At 46.3% G+C, this 19174-nt stretch carries 12 protein-coding genes and 1 pseudogene; 5 read left to right on the top strand and 8 right to left on the bottom strand.

Annotation, left to right across the window (positions count from 1 at the left end):
* Window positions 1–344: 344 nt before the first annotated feature.
* From QUB56_RS05500 to QUB56_RS05510, 3 genes are all read right to left on the bottom strand, one after another.
* Complete coding sequence (locus QUB56_RS05500) at window positions 345–767, bottom strand: hypothetical protein (protein WP_332953872.1); 423 nt, start codon at window positions 765–767, stop codon at window positions 345–347.
* Window positions 768–1234: 467 nt separating this feature from the next.
* Complete coding sequence (locus QUB56_RS05505; protein ID WP_332953875.1) at window positions 1235–2893, bottom strand: CTP synthase; 1659 nt, start codon at window positions 2891–2893, stop codon at window positions 1235–1237.
* 105 nt (window positions 2894–2998) lie between these two features.
* On the bottom strand, window positions 2999–3931 hold the full coding sequence (locus QUB56_RS05510) for an Rpn family recombination-promoting nuclease/putative transposase (protein ID WP_332953878.1): 933 nt from the start codon (window positions 3929–3931) through the stop codon (window positions 2999–3001).
* A 571-nt stretch (window positions 3932–4502) separates the two neighbouring features.
* On the opposite strand from QUB56_RS05510, the gene QUB56_RS05515 reads away from it, so the two are divergent.
* From QUB56_RS05515 to cutA, 4 genes and pseudogenes are all read left to right on the top strand, one after another.
* Window positions 4503–7067 carry a VIT domain-containing protein gene (locus tag QUB56_RS05515; protein ID WP_332953880.1) on the top strand — a complete coding sequence of 855 codons (2565 nt, stop codon included), beginning with the start codon at window positions 4503–4505 and terminating at the stop codon, window positions 7065–7067.
* A gap of 253 nt (window positions 7068–7320) precedes the next feature.
* Window positions 7321–8211 carry a pentapeptide repeat-containing protein gene (locus tag QUB56_RS05520; RefSeq protein WP_332953882.1) on the top strand — a complete coding sequence of 297 codons (891 nt, stop codon included), beginning with the start codon at window positions 7321–7323 and terminating at the stop codon, window positions 8209–8211.
* 15 nt (window positions 8212–8226) lie between these two features.
* Complete coding sequence (locus QUB56_RS05525; RefSeq protein ID WP_332953883.1) at window positions 8227–8427, top strand: hypothetical protein; 201 nt, start codon at window positions 8227–8229, stop codon at window positions 8425–8427.
* 117 nt (window positions 8428–8544) lie between these two features.
* Window positions 8545–8865 (top strand): annotated as a pseudogene (gene cutA, locus QUB56_RS05530) (divalent-cation tolerance protein CutA).
* A gap of 68 nt (window positions 8866–8933) precedes the next feature.
* Here the strand turns inward: cutA and QUB56_RS05535 are convergent.
* The gene (locus QUB56_RS05535; protein WP_332953884.1) at window positions 8934–9473 is read right to left on the bottom strand and encodes a DUF2231 domain-containing protein; all 540 of its coding nucleotides are present in this window, start codon (window positions 9471–9473) and stop codon (window positions 8934–8936) included.
* A gap of 51 nt (window positions 9474–9524) precedes the next feature.
* Window positions 9525–9803: a hypothetical protein gene (locus QUB56_RS05540; RefSeq protein WP_332953885.1), complete on the bottom strand. Its 279-nt coding sequence runs from the start codon at window positions 9801–9803 to the stop codon at window positions 9525–9527.
* A 211-nt stretch (window positions 9804–10014) separates the two neighbouring features.
* On the opposite strand from QUB56_RS05540, the gene QUB56_RS05545 reads away from it, so the two are divergent.
* Window positions 10015–11241, top strand: a complete 1227-nt coding sequence (locus QUB56_RS05545) for an FAD-binding oxidoreductase (protein ID WP_332953887.1) — start codon at window positions 10015–10017, stop codon at window positions 11239–11241.
* Here QUB56_RS05545 and QUB56_RS05550 read toward each other — a convergent pair whose 3' ends face one another.
* From QUB56_RS05550 to QUB56_RS05560, 3 genes are all read right to left on the bottom strand, one after another.
* A complete protein-coding gene (locus QUB56_RS05550; RefSeq protein ID WP_332953889.1) occupies window positions 11242–12357 on the bottom strand; it encodes an ATP-binding protein in 1116 nt (371 codons plus the stop codon).
* 4 nt (window positions 12358–12361) lie between these two features.
* Window positions 12362–16063 carry a PAS domain S-box protein gene (locus QUB56_RS05555; RefSeq protein ID WP_332953890.1) on the bottom strand — a complete coding sequence of 1234 codons (3702 nt, stop codon included), beginning with the start codon at window positions 16061–16063 and terminating at the stop codon, window positions 12362–12364.
* A 313-nt stretch (window positions 16064–16376) separates the two neighbouring features.
* Complete coding sequence (locus QUB56_RS05560; RefSeq protein ID WP_332953892.1) at window positions 16377–19163, bottom strand: adenylate/guanylate cyclase domain-containing protein; 2787 nt, start codon at window positions 19161–19163, stop codon at window positions 16377–16379.
* Between the last annotated feature and the right edge of the window lie 11 nt (window positions 19164–19174).

Here is a 19174-nt window from a genome sequence, read left to right on the forward strand (position 1 = left end):
GGGAAACGGCACTGCCGTGTCCTCTATCGAAAGCTATGTACATCACTTACCTAAAAAATGCTGTATCTAAACTTAGGTCGCCACCTCAGCACCTTACCACAAAAAAAATTAAAATGAATGTTAGGAGTTACTAAAAATAAAAATAGTCTCCCTTCATCCTTCATTGTTCATTTTTCTAACTACAGTCCTGGACGCACACATACCAAAGAAACCGGGTTTTTTACTAGTCTTCGAGTACGAACCAAGTTTTTTCGGAAAAAAACCCGGTTTCTGAGCCTCGGTGCGCCCAGGACTAAACTAATGACTAATGACTAATGACTAATGACTAATGACTAATGACTTCTTCATTCCAAAGATTGTCCAGTCGTATTTTTAATGTATTCCTGAATTTCGTGATAAGTTTCCGGGTTGCGTTGGCGGAGGATAATAATATTAGTTGCGCTGTCAGGCAAGAAAAAGCTTAGCCGGCCGTTCCCTTCGCAAGCAAATGAGCTAATTCGACTCATATCGATCGCAAATTCTTTGCGGTCATAATTAATTTTAATCCACCAGCCTCTAGAATTGCGATCTATGGTTTTTTTGATGTACTCGAGAACTTGGTTGTAAGCGTCATAATTGCCTTGGGGATTGAGGATAATCGGCTGACTGCTATTAGGCAGCCAAAAGGTGAGACGCTTGTTATCGAGTTCGCTAGAAAAAGCACTAATCGTGTCAAGGTCAATTATATATGTACTTTTCTCATAAGTAAATTTGCTCCAATAAGCCACAAAGCCTCCTCAAACCTGTGTTTCCTGGTATTTTAGGATAGTTTGACAACTTATAGCATTTGAGATTTGAGATTTGAGATTTTAGATTGGGCATGACTGATGACTATCGGGGTTTGGAACTTGCCTAAAGTTGCATTTTTTTTTTAACTGGTATCACCCTTGAAATCCCAGCTAAAAAGTTAAGTAAAAAAATCAGCATTTTTACCTTCTGCCTTCTGCCTTTTGCCTTTTGCCCTCGGGTACTAGCCCCCGTACCCCTATGCTAAAGCTAGGGGGTGAGGTTTTTCACTCGTTGAGAATGCTGCCCGATATCTAGTCGGGTAAGTGCGGCCCGAATCAAATCGGATTGTTGGGTTGGGCGGGGGAGAGTACGATCGATTATCTGCCCGATTTGAATATTGTGTACTCTCACCCGCCCCTACAGACATCTAATATATCAGAACTAATCGATCGGACATAATATTAGATCAGTTTCCTGCAAGTTTCCCGGCCACCAAGTCGCGACCCTCAGATTCTAAAAAATCTTGCTTTCCCTGGATGCTCGCCGCCTGGATAAACCCCTGAAACAAGGGGTGGGGGGTGCTAGGTCGAGATTGGAATTCGGGGTGAAATTGACTGGCTATGAAAAATGGATGGTTGGGCAATTCGATCATTTCTACCAATCGGCCGTCGGGAGATGTCCCGGAGACTGCATAACCTGATTCTAAGAAAAGATTGCGGTAGGCGTTGTTAAATTCGTACCGGTGGCGGTGTCGCTCGTAAATCACTTCTTTCTGATAAAGTTTGAAAGCGAGGGTGTCTGGGTTGACACGGCACGGATACAAACCCAGTCGCATTGTACCGCCCAAATCGACTACATCTTGCTGTTCTGGCAATAAATTAATTACCGGATTTGTGGTATCTGGGTCAAATTCAGCGCTGTTAGCATCCGCTAGTTGGGCGGTGTGGCGCGCCCATTCAATGACAGCACACTGCATCCCCAAACACAATCCCAAAAAGGGTATTTTATGGTGTTTGGCATATTCGATGGCTGCTATTTTGCCGTCAACTCCCCGAATCCCAAAACCCCCGGGTACAAGAATGCCGTTGATATTTTTGAGATAATTTTCGAGGTTTCCCGATTCTAAATCTTCTGAGTTAATCCAGTGCAAATTGAGGTCGCCGCCGATAGAGATTGCTGCGTGCCGCAAAGCTTCGACCACCGAAAGATAAGCATCGTTCAACCGCACGTATTTGCCCACCAAAGCAATATCAATCTTGTGGTTGGGACTGTAAAGCCGCTTGACTAAGGTTTGCCACTGAGTCAAATCGGGTTGCCGCTGTTCGAGTTGCAGCAAATTGATGCTTTGTTCCGCTAAACCTTCCTGTTCCATCATCAGCGGCACTTCGTAGATACTTTTAGCATCTTGAGCGGTGATGACACATTCTTCGGGTACGTTGCAGAATTCCGACAATTTTTGTTTCATGCCAAAAGACAGCGGACGATCGCACCGACAGACTAAAATATCTGGTTGAATGCCGATCGACCGCAATTCCTTCACTGAATGCTGAGTCGGTTTAGTTTTCATCTCCCCAGCCGCCGGAATCCAAGGTATCAGCGTCACGTGCATATACACAACATTTTGCCGCCCGACATCCTTGCGAAACTGGCGAATTGCCTCCAAAAACGGCAAAGATTCAATATCTCCCACCGTTCCGCCGATTTCCGTAATTACCACATCGGGATTAGTATTTTTTGCTACTCGGTGAATTCGCTCTTTAATCTCGTTAGTGATGTGCGGAATCACCTGCACCGTGCTGCCCTGATACTCGCCGCGGCGTTCTTTGTTGATCACCGCTTGATAAATGGAACCCGTGGTGACGCTGTTGAGGCGAGACATGGAAGTATCGGTAAAACGCTCGTAGTGTCCCAAATCCAGGTCTGTTTCGGCACCGTCTTGCGTCACGAAGACTTCTCCGTGCTGAAACGGGCTGAGAGTGCCGGGGTCAACGTTAATATAGGGGTCTAGCTTCAAAATCGAGACCGAATAATCCCGCGACTTCAATAGGCGACCCAAGGAAGCAGCGACAATTCCCTTGCCGATACTGGAAACCACGCCGCCGGTCACAAACACAAATTTGCTCATAGGATTTTCGACTTTAGATGCTTCAATGTCAGGTCAGACTCAAATGTGACATAGGTAATCCAGAAGGGCAACCACGGGGGATTGCCCCTACACCCATTTGGCCTATCATTGACGATTGTTATGTGCTTGCAACCAAGTTGTCAAATCTGACACACTGGCAAAGTCTAATAGTGCCTCTCCTAGATTCTCTAATTGCTGAGCGGATAACTGACGGATGCGAGTTTGAATCTCCGGCGACAAGGGGCCGACACGGCGCTCCAACAGCCGCACCACTAACTCCAACTTTCCTTGTTCGATGCCTTGTCTGATTCCTTGTTCTATCCCGATTCTGGTAGCTTTGGTAATTGCACCGCGCTGGTCTTGAATAAAAATTTCTCGCCTTTCTAAATCGTCCAATTCACCCGGATCGAGATTTGCTTCATTGGCAATTGTAAAAGCTTTGCGGAGTTCCGGTACATTTCCCAACTCTTCCGGCACAGACCTTAACGTCCGAGCGGTTTTCATGAAATATATCCACTTATCAGTCAGAGTCTCTAATTCTGGTAAAGTTTTGTTAAATTTGGGCAATTCAACAAACACAAATTCTAATTCGTCCGCCAAATAATCGACCAAGTTGTTTTTTTCTTTGATACAAAACCGCGAAATTACTGTTTCCAGATGCTCAAACATTTGAAAATCTGTAATCGTCAAGGCAATCACGGGATTTAAGAGGTTGTAGTTTTCGCCGCTTTTCAATTGCACTGAGTAAGCTTTGGTAGCATTGTATAATATCCGCTTTTCAAATGATTCTACATTCAACACCTGCATTTCAATGATTACAGTTTTGCTGCCACTAATTTTAGCTTTGACATCCAAGTAAGTATCTTTGACTCCTTTGATTTTGGGAGCTAAATAAGGGTCAATAATTTCTAAATCTTCGATAACAGGCTGTGCTTCGTAGAGAAGGGCATTCAAGAAACTAATCAAAATGTCTTTGCTGTCAGCAGAGCCGAATATTTTTTTAAAGGCAAAGTCGGTTTTGGGGTTAATAAAATTCATGGCTTTTTCAATTTATTAGAAGTTGAGAGGTTGAGGTTAGAGTTATTTAATTATTTAACTATCATACAATCTTCTAGGTTTGGTTTGCGGACGATCGCCCCAACCGACCTCACCCCAATACGGATGCAAGCCGACAGCAATCGCCCGCTCGCAATCATGGCTTAGACAAAAGTTCCAGCCCCCCATCTCAAATCTCAAATCTCAAATCTCAAATCGACAGTTCCAGAGTCCCCCATGAGCCCGCAACGGCTAGTCAATCTAAAATCTAAAAGCTAAAATCTAAAAGCTAAAATCTAAAATCGACTCAGCCCGCAACGGCTATAGCAATCCTTGCAGGAGTTGTAAATTTTTTACCCCACCCCAGCCCTCCCCGCGAGTTCGGTCCGGGAGTAAGAAATTCACAAATGATTTAGCATGGCTATAGTTAATCTAAAATCTAAAATCTAAAATCTAAAATCTAAAATCGACCCTAGGCGCTCTGTCATTTTTCCCAAAAAGCTAACTCAGGAACGTTTCGCCAACGGTAAAGTCATGGTAGAAAAAGCACCTGAAGTCTGCTAAAAAAACAGCTATGAAGTTTGTCTGCGTTCTATCCCCCCAACGGTTGCTTTCTGCTGGTATCGCATTGCTCGCTGCGATCGAGTGTGGCGCCTGGCTGGCTCCAAATGCGGCGCAGGCAAAAGCTCCTGGGGAAAATTATTCGTCTCTGTCGCCAAAAATCCTCGCTAGTAACGATGTTAAGTGCAATGGGGCGCGATCGCCACAAAATCGGTGTCCAGTCGGCGGTTTGTTCGTCAAAACTCAAAATACGGCCCGAGAACAAGTCTTTCCTCTCAAGCAGACTGAAGTTAAAGCCAAAATTGCTGGCAATATCTCCCGCGTCGAAGTTGTTCAGAAGTTTGAAAATCCTTTTCCGGAATCTTTAGAAGCTGTTTATGTATTTCCTTTGCCCGACGAAGCGGCGGTGGATGATATGGAAATTAAAATAGGCGAGCGCACTATTAAAGCTGATATCAAACTCCGGGAGGAAGCTTTGGAAATTTACGAACAAGCCAGACAGCAAGGCCGGAGTGCGGGTTTGTTGGAACAAGAACGATCCAATATTTTTACTCAGTCTCTGGCGAATATCAAACCGGGAGAAAAAATTGAAGTTACGATTCGCTACACCGAAAGTCTCAAGTTTGCCGGTGGCGATTACGAATTTGTGTTTCCAATGGTGGTTGGGCCGCGCTATATTTCGGGAAATCTGACCTCCCCCAATTCAAGGGGGGGCGATAGTTCTGAGCCGAGGGAGGCCATCGAGGGCAACTCCTTAGCAAGGGGGGAGCAGGGGGGGGTTAATACCGATGCCGATCGCATTAACCCGCCTGTTTTGCCTCCAGGAACGATCTCGGGTCACAATATCGCTGTTTCGGTAGAAATAGATGCCGGAGTGGCGATCGGCGATGTCCGCTCTACTTCCCATCAAATTACAACTGACCGCAGCGGCAATATTGTGCGAGTCCAATTAGCTAACTCTGACACAATTCCCAATAAAGATTTAATTCTGCGCTATCGAGTGGCGGGCGAAAATACTCGGGCAACTATTTTGACTCAATCCGACAAGCGGGGCGGTCATTTTGCTACTTATCTGATTCCCGCATTAAATTACAAAACCAATCAAATTGTACCTAAAGATGTCGTGTTTCTGATGGATACTTCCGGCTCTCAGCAGGGCGAACCGCTGGCAAAATCTCAGGAGTTGATGCGCCGCTTCATTCAAGGGCTCAATCCCAACGATACTTTTACTATTATTGATTTTGCCAACACTGCCCAAGCGCTTTCAAGAACTCCTTTAGCGAATACGGCAGAAAATCGACAAAGGGCAATTAATTATATCGACAAGTTACAGGCTAACGGTGGCACTGAACTGCTTAACGGCATTCAAGCAGTGATGAATTTTCCGGCAGCGGCAAGGGGAAGGCTGCGGAGTACGGTACTAATTACTGACGGTTACATTGGTAATGAAAATGAAGTGCTGGCTCTAGTTCAGCGGAGTCTAAAACCGGGCAATCGACTTTATAGTTTTGGTGTCGGCAGTTCGGTGAATCGGTTTTTGCTCAACCGTTTGGCAGAAGTGGGAAGAGGCACGTCTCAAGTAATTCGTCAAGATGAACCGTCGGCATCTGCGGTAGAAAAGTTTTTTACTCAAATTAATAGTCCGGTATTGACGAATATTCAAATTAGTTGGGAAGGAATGGGGGAAAAACCGGAGATTTATCCGATCGCTGCGCCGGATTTGTTTGCGAGTGAGCCGCTGGTTTTGTTTGGCAAAAAGACCGATCGAGCCCCCGGTCAACTTCGCATCCGCGGCACTCTTGCCGGCGGCACAGCTTACGAGCAGATTTTACCTGTCAATTTTGCTCAATCCGGCGGCGGGCGGCAGCGGGAATCAACTTCAGTCTCCGCAACCGCTACGGATTTTGGCAATCCGGCGGTAGCTCAACTTTGGGGTCGATCGCGCATTAAAGATTTAATGAATCAAATGTTTGGTGGCGAGACTAAATCTCTGGTGGAAGCTGTGACTAATACTGCTCTGACTTATCGCTTGCTGTCGGAATACACGGCTTTTGTGGCTGTGAGCGAAGAAGTGCGAGTCGAACCGGATGGATCTCGCCGGATCGTGCAAGTGCCTGTAGAATTGCCGCAGGGTGTCAGCTATGAAGGTATTTTCTCCTCGACCGGGGGCGAGGGAACTAGGGGCGGCACTCACAGCCTTACCTCGAGTCGCGGCCCGGCACCGGTGCCAGCTTCTGCTGGGGTGCGGCAGGCAGGTTACAGTCCGTTGCCACTCCAGAAGCCTTTGGTTCCTCGCTTGCAAGTAGTTAGCGCCGAAGGGTTGGATGCCGGGGCGATCGCCGCTTTGAGTCAATACCTGCAATCTGTTAATCTCCCGACAGGGGTTAGTGGCGAGGCGCTGTGGGAGTTGTCGGTACAAGACGGCCGCGTTGCCCGAGTGGCGATCGACACTCAAACCTCGACGCTGCAAGCAACAGACGCCGTAGAGACTCTCAAGAAGGCCTTGAGTTCCTGGCAACCTCCCGCAGGATTCAAGGGCACGCTGCGCCTGAAGTTGCTAATTATTGTCGATCGTTAAGGAATGACTATCTATGTCAAAAAACATTAACTTTTAATTCAAAAATACCGAAAGCGCGATCGCTACCCTGAGGAAGATATAAAATCTTTATTAAGAGATGGCCTTTAAACAGAAAGTGATGTTAATGGGATTTCTACCGTTTGAGGCAAACGCTGAAACAGTCTAATTTCTAAAACAGTCTAATTTCTGAAAAAACCTTAATAGTAAAGATTTCTCGATCGACACCCCCCAATCAGAAAAGGTATCACGCCCTATGGAAGTTAGCGAACTGCTCAACAATTACGAAAAAGGACAAAGAGACTTTACTGGAGCCGACCTCAGCGGGGCCAACCTCAGCGGAGCAATCTTAATTGGAGTCAACCTTTCGCGAGCTAATCTTTCCGGGGCGAACCTCAGCAGAGCGTTTCTCACCAAAGCAACACTCAAAGGCGCACAGATGCAAAGAACAAATCTGAGTTTTGCCAAAATGGGCGAAGCCAAACTCCCCGGCGCAGATTTGACAAAAGCTAATTTGAGCGGGGCTTTTTTGGTAAAAGCAAAATTGCCGAGAGTAAAGTTAAGCGGCGCAACTTTAACCGGCGCCAACCTGCGCGGTGCTGTGTTGTGGAATGCCAATTTGTGCAGCGCCGACTTGCAATTAGTTAACTTGCTGGGCGCGAATCTGACGGGAGCTAATTTTAAGTGGGCAAACCTTTACGGTGCAAAGCTCAATTGTGCAAAACTTTTTGGAGCTCAATTAACCGGAGTCAGTCTGCGGCGAGCGCAGTTGACAGGGGTGAATCTCTGCGGTGCAGATTTGAGCGGCGTCAATGTGAGCGAAGCTAAACTAATGGGAGCGAATTTGGAAGGCTCGAATTTGGCGGGGGCGAATTTCAGCGCGGCTCAGTTGCGGGAGGTGAAGTTAGCGGGAGCAAACTTAACCGGGGCTAAGTTGAGGGGAAGTTGTTTGAGAGGGGCAAATCTGAATTGGACTAAGCTGTGTCAAGCTGATTTGATGTCAGCAGATTTGAGCGAGGCGACGTTAATAGGAGCTAATTTAGATAATGCTTTGTTGGCGGGAGCTATTTTGCCGGAATCTACTAGGCGCTACTTTTCCTTAGCTCGGCCCGGCCAAGTCAATTCTTGGGAAGTTAAGGAGATTTAAAATGGGTAATGGCGAATGGGGAATGGGAAATTTTTGGCGATTAAATCGGGTAACTACGGAATTATAGGCGAGTGCCAGCGTCGCGATCGCACTGCTTTAAAATCAATGGACGCACTCGCACACAAAGAAACCGGGTTTTTTTACCGAGATTTAGGGCTTGAACCAAGTATTTTGCTAAAAAAACCCGGTTTCTCGGCATCGGTGCGTAAGTCCTAAAATTATTAAAAGTGGCAGATATCCCCGCCGGACTTAGCCTGGGCCGTTTCCCTACAAGTGACTAATCTCAAGGTTTTCTGTTGAAGTCAATTATTTAATCTCCAATCTAAAATCGTTATGACTGTTAATTTTGGGGTGGTGCTGGTAACTGCTGCATCGGAGGCGGAGGCGGTGAATCTCGCTAAATCTCTAGTTGAACACAAGCTGGCTGCTTGTGTGAGTTTGTCGCCAATTCGCTCTATTTATACTTGGCAAGGCGAGATTCAGGCCGAGTCAGAGTAGCAGTTGCTGATTAAAACTGATTTGGCTAAATTTGAGGCTTTAAAAACAAAAGTTCAGGAACTCCATTCCTATGAAGTTCCCGAAATTATTGCTATTCCTATTATCGCTGGCAGGGATGCTTATCGGAATTGCCTGGGACAATCTTTAAGTTTGTAGTCAAGACTTTAGTCCTAAATTATCCACGCTCATAGGGACCCAAGTCCCTACTACAAATGGTCAGAAACCTAGGAATTATGACTGGTAGGGCCGATGACGCCGATTTTGTGGCGAAAACTTAGTTCGCCGCCGTACCAGCCTGTAATGCCCAGCAAGGTGGCCACGACGACCGAAATTGCTAAACCTGTATAGACGATCGGCTCAGCCGGATTTCCTTGTCGCAACACCAGGTTAATCAGGGAAAGTACCATAACCGCCACATTCCCGCCCATGTGCAACCAACCGGCACTGCGCTCGCGCACTCTTTTAACTTTGAAAAACTCTGAAAAGCCCGTGATTGCGGCCAAAATCCCCGCAGCAAAACCGACACCGATCAGCCAAACCGAAGCTCTCGCCCAAAACGGATCCCTTGTCAGCCAATAACCGATGTCTGTGCCGGCGGCTCCTACTAAAAAGGCGATCGGAAACAGTACGATCGCGGGGTGGAGCGGATGGCCTGCAATTGCAACTGAACTCGTAATGCCGGCGTCGCGATACTCTGTATCGTGACTTTCGAGTATCGGCGGAAGATTGGGATAGGGCGTACTATTTCTGGGATTTGTTTCCATGATTTCTACCGATAACTTTTGTACAACAAAGCCGTTTTTATTGGATTGAACTTAATCCCAAATCCGCTCGCCATTTTCGTCAACCCGGGCCTGCCGAATTACGTCAGAAATTTTGTCGGCGTCTTTGACGTGGTGCAGGGCTTTCTTTTCCCCATCGGGTTCTTCTACCATCACATAAGTTGGAACTGTAACAACATCTCCCGTGATGTCTGGCACGTGGTCTACCGCCAGTTGCTGGGCTTTTTCGTCGAGGGTTTGCGGTTCGTCGGCAATGCGATCGCCCGGATTAACAGTGCGCTCCATATCTTTGCCTGGTTTGTCGATACTCATAAAAACCTCTCTGGTATTTCTAATTTTTTGCTGGCTCTAATTCCTACTATTGAACGAAAAATCTCCCTGCACCAACATCTCCCGAGGGGTGGAAGTTTCAGTTAGGGCGATCGCAGGCACCCTCTTCCTGTAGGTAGAGGCTTTTCGGCTGGTTCCGAAAAAACCTAAGCTAAAATCTAAGCATAATATTTTCCTTCCCTTTGAGTTGCCCATGAAAAGTTACGATTGGATTGTTGTCGGCGGCGGCATTACGGGTGCGTCACTGGGTTACGAACTGGCAAAAAAAGGTTTTGCGGTGCTGCTTTTGGAACGAGATGCTACCCTGCAAAATGCTACTCGTTTTAGTTACGGCGGCTTGGCTTATTGGTCGGGCACGACTGATTTAACTCGTCTATTGTGTCGGGAAGGTATCGAACGCCACCGCAATTTATCGGCCCAATTAGATGCTGATACTGAGTTTCGCGAGTTGGATTTGTTGCTAACAATTGATGCGGGTTCCGATGCCGAAAAAGCGGCGGCTAATTACGCGCATTTTGCGATCGCTCCGCAGCTTTTGAGTGTTGCAGAAGCTGGCGAGTTGGAACCTTTGCTGAATAAAAGCGCGATCGCCGGAGCTCTGACTGTGCGTCACGGTCACATTTCGCCGACATCCACAAATAAAGCTTATTGTCAAGGGTTTCTGCGGTTGGGAGGAACGATAGAATTTGCGGAAGTAATTGGGTTTATAGAAGAGGGAAATCGGATTTCGGGAGTCAAGACTGCCCAGGGAATTTATCGTTGTGAAAATGCTGTTGTTTGTGCTGGAGGTTGGAGTCGGAGTTTGCTGAAGCTGGCTGGTGTTTCTGTGGGAGTTTATTTTACTCGCGCGGAAATTTTGGCAACTCCACCTGTGGATTTGAAACTCAGGACTTTGGTAATGCCTGCGCTATTAAAACGTTTTGAATTGGAAGCTGAATCGAGTAGGATTGAGGTGGATTTTCTTTGGGATGAACCGGGTAAAGAGTTGCTGTCGCCGATTTTAGATTCGGGTGCCATTCAATTTAAGGATGGGAGTTTGCGGATCGGGCAATTGTCTCGCACTTTGAGCGATTTGAATGCTAAAGTCGAGCGCGAAACCAGCGAAAAAGCAATTCGTGCAGGAATCGGCAAGGTTTTGCCTGCTTTGGCTGATTTACCTGCAACTTGGCACGATTGTATTGTGGCCTTTAGCGCTGATAAGTTGCCCGTAGTGGGGCCCATTGGCTCTCGCCCTGGATTGTACGTTTTTTCAGGTCTCAGCAATCCTTTGGCTATTGTACCTGCTGTGGCTGAGCGATTTGCAAATTGGGCGACGGGAGAAAAAGATTGGGCGATCGAGCTTTTGTCTCCAGATCGATTATCGCAGAAGGAAGAAGGAAGAAGGAAGAAGGAAGAAGGAAAGATGATTACAGACTACTGACTAATGACTAATTGCTAAAAAAGGCAGCGTGACAATAAATGTAGTACCTTTGCCGATCGCACTTTCCACACTTATTGTACCGCCGTGCAGGTCAACTATCTGTTTGACAATGCAGAGTCCCAAACCCGAGCCTTTAATCTTGCCTACATTAGCACCCCGTTCAAACTGCTGAAATAGTTTTTCTCGATCTTCCGCTGTGATTCCAATTCCCTCATCACGAACGCAAAAAATTATTTGCTGGTTTTCGCAGCTTAATTCTAAACTGACATTGCCGCCGTTTGGAGAATATTTAATAGCATTTGAAAGCAAATTAGTCAGAAGGTGGTGCAAGAGTTTTGCATCGAGATTAGCGTACACCGGATCTGTGTTAGTGCGGAAAGTTATGACGTGTTTGTCGGTGACGAGAGGTTGCAGTTCTTCTAAAATAGAGGTGCATAAATTCGTCGCATTAATCCGATTTAAATCCAAGGAAATTTTTCCGTTTTCTGCTTTGCTAAGCATTAAAATATCCTCCAGCAATCCACTCATATTGCTGACAGCTTTTTTAATGCGGGCGACATTTTTATTAGTTACTGAAACCCTCTGCAATTCGCTATCTTCTAGCATTTCAGCCGATAGCTGTATAGTAGTTAAAGGAGTGTTTAAATCGTGGTATGCCATTGAAAAGAATCGCGAGCGGTTTTCGCTTTTCGCTGATGCTAGGGCAATTAGTTTTTGCATTTTTACTGCTTCTTGATGTTTGCTCAGCGCTATCTTGATGGTGGCGTGCAGTTCTCTTTGTTTAAACGGTTTGAGGAGGTAGCCGTAAGAACCAGTATTTTCCGCTCGCTGCAAAGTTTCGTCGTCGGCATAGGCAGTTGTATAGATAATTGGGATATCGAATTCTTGATTAATTATTACTGCTGTTTCTATGCCGTCCATGTCGCCTTTGATGACTATATCCATTAAAATTACATCGGGTTTCATTTCGCCTGCGCGCTGGATAGCATCGGCTCCGCAAGAAACGATGCCCACGATTTGATATCCCAAACTTTCTAATTTGTGGGATAAATTTTTAGCAATTAATAGTTCGTCTTCTACAATCAAAATATTAATTGCTTTGGCGGCAAAATTCATAAGTTTAAAACCTTTGAGCGTAGCTTAACTCGTTCAATTTCAAGTGAAAGACCGTCCCGGTTTGTCTTGACAGTTCGATGGTTCCTTCTAACTGGTCGGTTAAAGTGCAGACAACTTGAAATCCCATCGAGTTAGTTTTCCGAAAATCTAAGTTTTGAGGAAAGCCAATGCCGTTGTCCTTAATGAAGAGGTGGATTTCCCGATCGCCAGTTTGATAGCATTCTACACTAACTGTACCAGTCCTGCCATCAGGAAAAGCGTGTTTGAGGGTATTTGAAACCAATTCATTGGCAATTAAACCGCAGGGAGTCGCAGTTTCAAGGTTCAGGTAAATTGGTTCAGTTAATACCTGTAACTGAATGCGGTTGTCGCTAATATTGTAAGAGTGAAACAAGTTACTTACCAAATCTTCGAGATATTCGCCAAAATTAATTTGCGCCAGGTTAATCGAGCGGTACAGTTTCTCGTGAATCAGACCCATAGAGTAAAGGCGATTCTGACTTTCTTCAAACATTTTGGCTAATTGGGGGTCGGCAACTGTGTGAGATTGCAATTCTAACAGACTGGCAACTACGCAGAGGTTGTTTTTGACGCGGTGGTGAATTTCTTTGAGCAAAATTTCTTTTTCTTTGAGGGAGTTTTTCAAATTTGCTTCCGCTTGTTTGCGTTCGCTCAGTTCAGCTTGCAGTTGCTGGTAGAGTAGAGATTGCTGAATGGCGATCGCTAATTGATTCACCAACTGCTGAAATAAATTGATTTCCCATTCTAGCCACTCACGAGGGCTCTCGCATTGGTGGGCCATCAGCAATCCCCAAAGTTGGCTGTGCTGAATAATCGGCACAACTAACTTGGCCCTAACTTGAATTTGTTTCATAAACTCCACCACACAAGGTGTAAGGGAGGGGTCATCTAGTTCGGATATCGCACAAATTCGCCCTTGCAAATAAAGCTGATAACTTTGGGGCGGAAAAACCTCTTCGCCAAAACATCTATCCACGAGTTGGCTGCATCCTTCTGCCGCGGCTTCAGCAATGACTCGCCCACCGTTTTTGGGTAAAAGTTGATAAACCAAAACTCGATCGGCTAACAATACTTGCTGGAGTTCGGCAACCGTGGTGTTGAGAATTTCCTCTAATTGCAAAGACTGGCGGACGCGGCGGGCGATCGCCTCCACGAGGCGTTCTCGCTCGCACTGCTGCTGCAGGGCGATTTCGGCGTATTTAGAATTGCTGATATCGGCGGCGTAACCAATAATTTCGATCGGAAGGCCCCTGCTGTCAACCAATAGTTTCAGTTCTGTCCGCAGCCAGCGGTAAAGTCCGTCTCGGTGCAGAAAGCGGTACTCGCAAATGCAATTTTTGCCCTCGGACAAATCAGAAACGTTTACTATAAATTGTGGCAGATCTTCAGGGTGAATCCGGCTCTGCCAAAAGTTAGAATCAGCTAACATTTCTTGGGGTTCGTAGCCAACAATTGCCTTAACGTTGTCGCTAATGTAAGTAGTACAAAAATCTCCCGTAGGTGCGGCAGTAAAAATAACCGCCGGATTAGAAGCCAGTAAAAATTGCAGGCGTTCTTTTAACTGCTGCAATTCCATTTCTGCCCGCTTGCGATAGCTGATATCTTCGATCGCCGCCATGCTGTAGAGAGGAATTCCCTCGCGGTCGCGGATCAGCGTCACCGTCAAGTTAGCCCACATCAGCTCGCCATTCTTCTTAATCAAGCGTTTTTCCATTTGGAAGCGAGAAATATTGCCCTCTACAAGCTGCTTGACTTGCTCCACATCTGCTTGTACATCTTCTGGATGCGTGAGTTCAGTAAAAGTCATCGTCGCCAACTCCGCATCGCTGTAGCCCAACATCTGGCGGTGAGCTTCATTCACCTCGATCGTGCGGTAGTCGCGCACGCTTGTCAAACCGATCGCGATCGGAGCATCGTCAAATAAGTTGCGAAACTTTTCCTCGCTCCGAAGCAGTGCAGCTTCTGCGTGTTTGCGAGCGGTAATGTCTCGGGCGACCCACATCACCCGATCGAGGTCCAGGGGCGAAATACTGGCATCAAACCAGAATAACTTGCAGCCAATTTCCATCATGTATTCAACTCTGTGGGTTTGCCGGGATGCCAATGTTTGGCGAATGTGGCCCAGGGCAAAATTAGCTTCCGCTTCTGGGAAGATTTCGGCGAGGGTTTTGCCCAGCACTTCAGGAGCAGGTTTGTACAGCAGTTCGGGAGCAGTGGGGGCAATTTTGAGGTAGCGGCCCCCTGCGTCGAAAACCAGCACGATATCCGTCATGGCATTAAACAGCGCCAGCAGTTCGGCTTCGGAGTTTTGGAGCTTTTCTTCGGTCAATTTGCGCTCGGTAATGTCGGTGTCAGTCCCACTCAGCCGGCAAGCCTTGCCGTCGGGCGATCGGATCGCGCTGCCGCGGGCAAGTATCCAGCAGGTACTGCCGTCTTTGCGCAGCATCCGGTGTTCAACTTCATAACTTTCTGTCACACCCTCTAGATAAGCATTTACTGCTTCCCAGACGGCAACTCGATCGTCGGGATGAACGTGAGACGCCCAATTTTCCATGCGGTTGGGAATCTCTGGATCCTGATAGCCCAACAAAGCTTTCAAAGACGGAGCAATATAGATTTCGTCGGTTTCCAAATTCCAGTCCCAAACCCCCACTTTGCCCGCCGATACTGCCAGTTCGTACCATTGTGTCCGCTGCTGGACTCTCCGTTCTAATTCTGCATTGAGCTGCCGCAAAGCGATTTCTGCTTGTTTGAGCTGCGTTACATCCCGACCCTCCGCTTGATACTCGACGATTTGTCCGCTCTCGTCGAATATAGCGCGATCGATCCACTGCTGCCAGCCAATTTCCCCGCTCGGCAAAATTACTCGGTATTCGCCAGTAAAAATAGGCTTGTCGGGAGACGCAGAAGTATATTGATCTTGAAAAATTTCTCGATCGGGTTCTGGGCTCGGCAGCATAAAGCTATTGCCGAGCAAGTCTTCTGGTTGCACGCCGAAATAGCGGCAGTAAGCTTGATTGACAAAAGTGATTTTACCGTCGGGGAGGTAGCGGCAAATCAGTTCGCTTTGGTCTTCCACAATTGCCCGGTAGCGCGCCTCGCTCTGCCGCAGGGCATTTTCGGCATTTTTGCGATCGCTGACTCGTTTTTCTAGTTCACAATTGCCGTCTAACAATTCGCATTGTTCCTGGAGTTTTCCCGCTTCTTGCTGCAGTGCCTCTATCAAGCTATACATTGCTGGGCGAATCCTTTTTTCGCTAACTAAACCTACGACCTGACCCCGTTTATCCACAATTGGCAAGCAATCGATCGAGTGTTGAGAAAATAGCTTAAATGCGGTAAAAATATCTGTAAATTCTGATTCTTTTAAGACAATTAAATTCCGCGTCATTGCGTCGGCAACTTTCATGCCTTGCCATCCGGATTCGGTGGCCCAGTTCAGCACATCTTCCGGGCTTAGCAGTCCCACTAGCTGATTTTCATCGACAACTAAGACGCAACTAATCGATGTTTTTACCGTTTCGTTTGAGTGATGGGGTGAATTAGGCAGCGGACAAGGGTCGATCGCCCCACGCATTAGGGCGATCGCATCGCCGAGGCAAGCCGAGGGCGCAACCGTCACAGGGTGGCGATCGACAGCTTTTAAGGGCGATAGTAAATTTGCCGACAAATTAGCAAGTTCCATCAGTCTTGGCGAAAAAGTATGGCAAATTTACTTTAGCAACACTTTTAGCCCTCAGCCAGATGACTGATGACTGCTGACAAGCGAATTTCAAAGGTGGTACAAGCCCCGGGATTTATCCGTGGAATCAATCCCTTTTCGAAAATCGAAAATCCTCAACCCCCCCCATTTATCCGTGGGGTCAATCGAAAATCGAAAATCTAAAATCTAAAATCTAAAATCTAAAATCGAAAATCCTCAACCCCCCCCATTTATCCGTGGGGTCAATCGAAAATCGAAAATCGAAAATCTAAAATCGATTGACTGACGATCGGTCTTATTTTTTACCCATGAGCAGATAAGTTTTCATTTTCCCTTTACCTTTAACTTCAATAATTCCCCGCTCCTGAAACAAATATTTATTTTCCAACAATTTATAAGTAGTTTCGCTGGCTTGAATCCGCCAAGGCAAACCGTGAGATTCCATGCGGGAAGCAATATTTACTGTGTCGCCCCACAAATCGTAAATAAACTTTTTTATGCCAATTACTCCGGCAACAACCGGGCCGCTGTGAATCCCGATGCGGATGCTATAATATTTATTATGGCTAGCATTAAATCTGGCTATTTCTGCTTGCATATCTAGCGCCATTTGGGCGATCGCCTCTGCGTGGTCTGCCCTGGGTTCAGGCAGCCCTCCAACCGCCATGTATGCGTCACCGATAGTCTTGATTTTCTCTAAGCCGTGCCGTTCGCACAAAAGGTCGAATCCTGAAAAAATCAGATTCATGATCTCCACGAGGTCGATCGGATTCATGACAGCAGACAAAGCAGTAAACCCCACAATGTCGGCGAACAAAACAGTCACGTCCGGAAAGTATTCGGCAATAGTAGTTTCGTTTTGTTTGAGCCGTTGTGCTATTGCCTTAGGCAAGATATTTAACAGCAGCTTTTCAGATTTTTCTTGCTCTTCCCGCAGGGCATCTTCTGCTTGCTTGCGTTCCGTAATATCGTGGTAACTCCAGACTCTGCCGATAATTTGCTCTCCAAGCCGCTGCGGTTCCGAATAGCGTTCAAAAAATCGGCCGTCTTGAAATTCCAACAAATCGTAACTTTCGGCTTCTGGCTGCTCGTAAAGCGATTCAATTCTCTCTTGGAATGCTTGGGGGTCTTTGAGTTGCTTCAGAACAAAAGCGTTCATTCTGGTCTCGTCTCGCAGTGCCATCACTTCGTTAGGTATACCCCACATTTCCACAAATTCTCGATTGAAAGTGACTATTTTTCCGCTTCTGTCAGTAGCTAAAATACCGTCAGCAGTAGAATCAAAGGTTGCTTGCAGCAGGGACACAGATTTTGCCAGGGCATCTTCCGCCATTTTTCGAGCAGTAATGTCTCGCAAGATAGCACGAATCGCTACTAGCGAACCTGCCGCAAACTTACAGCTTATGCTGCCTTCCAGCCAAATTTGTTCGTAATGTTTAGTGATAAATATTGCTTGAATATAGTCGGGATACAATGTCTTTTCATTTACGGTTTTTTGGGTAATAGCTTGAGACAATATATTCAGAAACTCTCGGGAACTGTTCGGATGAATGATATCAAAAACACTCATTTGAGCAATTTCTGCTTCGCTGTAGCCCAGAGTTTCCCGCCAAGCCCGATTTACATACAAAAAATGACCGTCCGCTCCAATACTTTGAATTAAGTCAGTAGCATTTTCAAATAAGTCTCGCAGTTGTTCTTCGCTTTCCCGCAAAGCTATTTCAGCTTGCTTGCGTTTGATAAATTGACCGATTTGGCTACCGATTGTTGCCATTGTCTGGAGCAATTCTTCATCAAAATACTCCACTTCGCGACTGAATAAAACTATCACCCCCAAAACAGACTTTGCCGAATTTTCCGGCTCGTAGCCGCCCAAAATTGGGAAACCAAAAGCTCCGTGCAGTCCTTCTTCAGCAGCAATTTCTCGGCGCAGACAACTGTCGCTTTTTGTGACATCTGCAATCCACTGAGAGGAACCGCTGGCCCAAACGAAACCGGGCAATCCTTCGCCAAACGCACAAGTCATTTGTTCGGTAAATTCGACAAATTTGGGGATAGAAGCTGAGCGTTTTGTCCAACTGGCGACGCACCGCAGCAAATTGGGGTCGGAAACCTCAGTTATTCTCTTAGTTCCTGACAGCAGTTTTTCAGCAGATTCAGGCATCCAAAGTTCGGCGGTATCCCATCCCAAGCTGTCGCAAATTACGGGGAGAATTGCTGCTATAGCTTTTTTGATTGTTTCGGATGCCGACAGGATGCGAGTGGTGAGGTACTGAGCTGTTTTTCGCTTGCGGGCGCGCTGTTTGTCTGTCACATCGCGGCCGATGTACAGGAAATCTTGAACGGTGGCCAAAGATCCAGAAATGCCTTTAATGTCAGTCGGAATCGCCGTACAGGAAAAGGCAACTGTTAGCTTTTCTCCGGTTTTGGCCGTGCAAATTACTTCGGCGTTAGTTTGCAATTGTTGAGGATCCTCTTGGCTAACTGCTTGCAAAGAGGAGCCAAAAGCAGCAAGAGCGTCTATTTGCTGGCCTACTAATTCTGATTCGCTGTAACCGAACAAATCTTGAGCCGCTTGATTGACTTTTTTAATCTTTCCCGAGGCTGTTGTTACCAACAAAATTTCAGCCATTGAAGTAATAATTTTTTCAACATAATTATTAGTGGCCGCTAAGGTACTCAATAAAATATCCATTTCATTGGTAGCTTGCACTAGAGTTTGTTCTAAAGCCATCCTGTCGGTTACGTCTTGAAAAAATATAATTAATCTCTGATAATTCTCGTCATTAATGAAGTCCACGATATACATATCAAAATAAAGTCGCGAACCATTTTCTAATAGTCGCGTCATCGCTTTTAATTCAAAGTTTGGCAAGCGTTTTTCAAAAATCTCGATTAAAATTTCTTCAGTTCCCACCAATTCTGGAAAGGGAATGCGGACATCGTTGCCGGCGACTACTTCTTCGGGACAGTCTGCAAATCGCTGCACTTGCAGAGAGATTTCTTGGATTAAAAAGTTTTTATCCAGTGCTAGGTACTCCAAGTGGTGGGGAACTAACAGTTTTTTCAACAAGGTTTCCATGTGAGTTTTTT

This window comes from Microcoleus sp. AR_TQ3_B6, assembly GCF_036702785.1.
In the GTDB taxonomy this organism is placed as follows: Bacteria; Cyanobacteriota; Cyanobacteriia; order Cyanobacteriales; family Microcoleaceae; genus Microcoleus.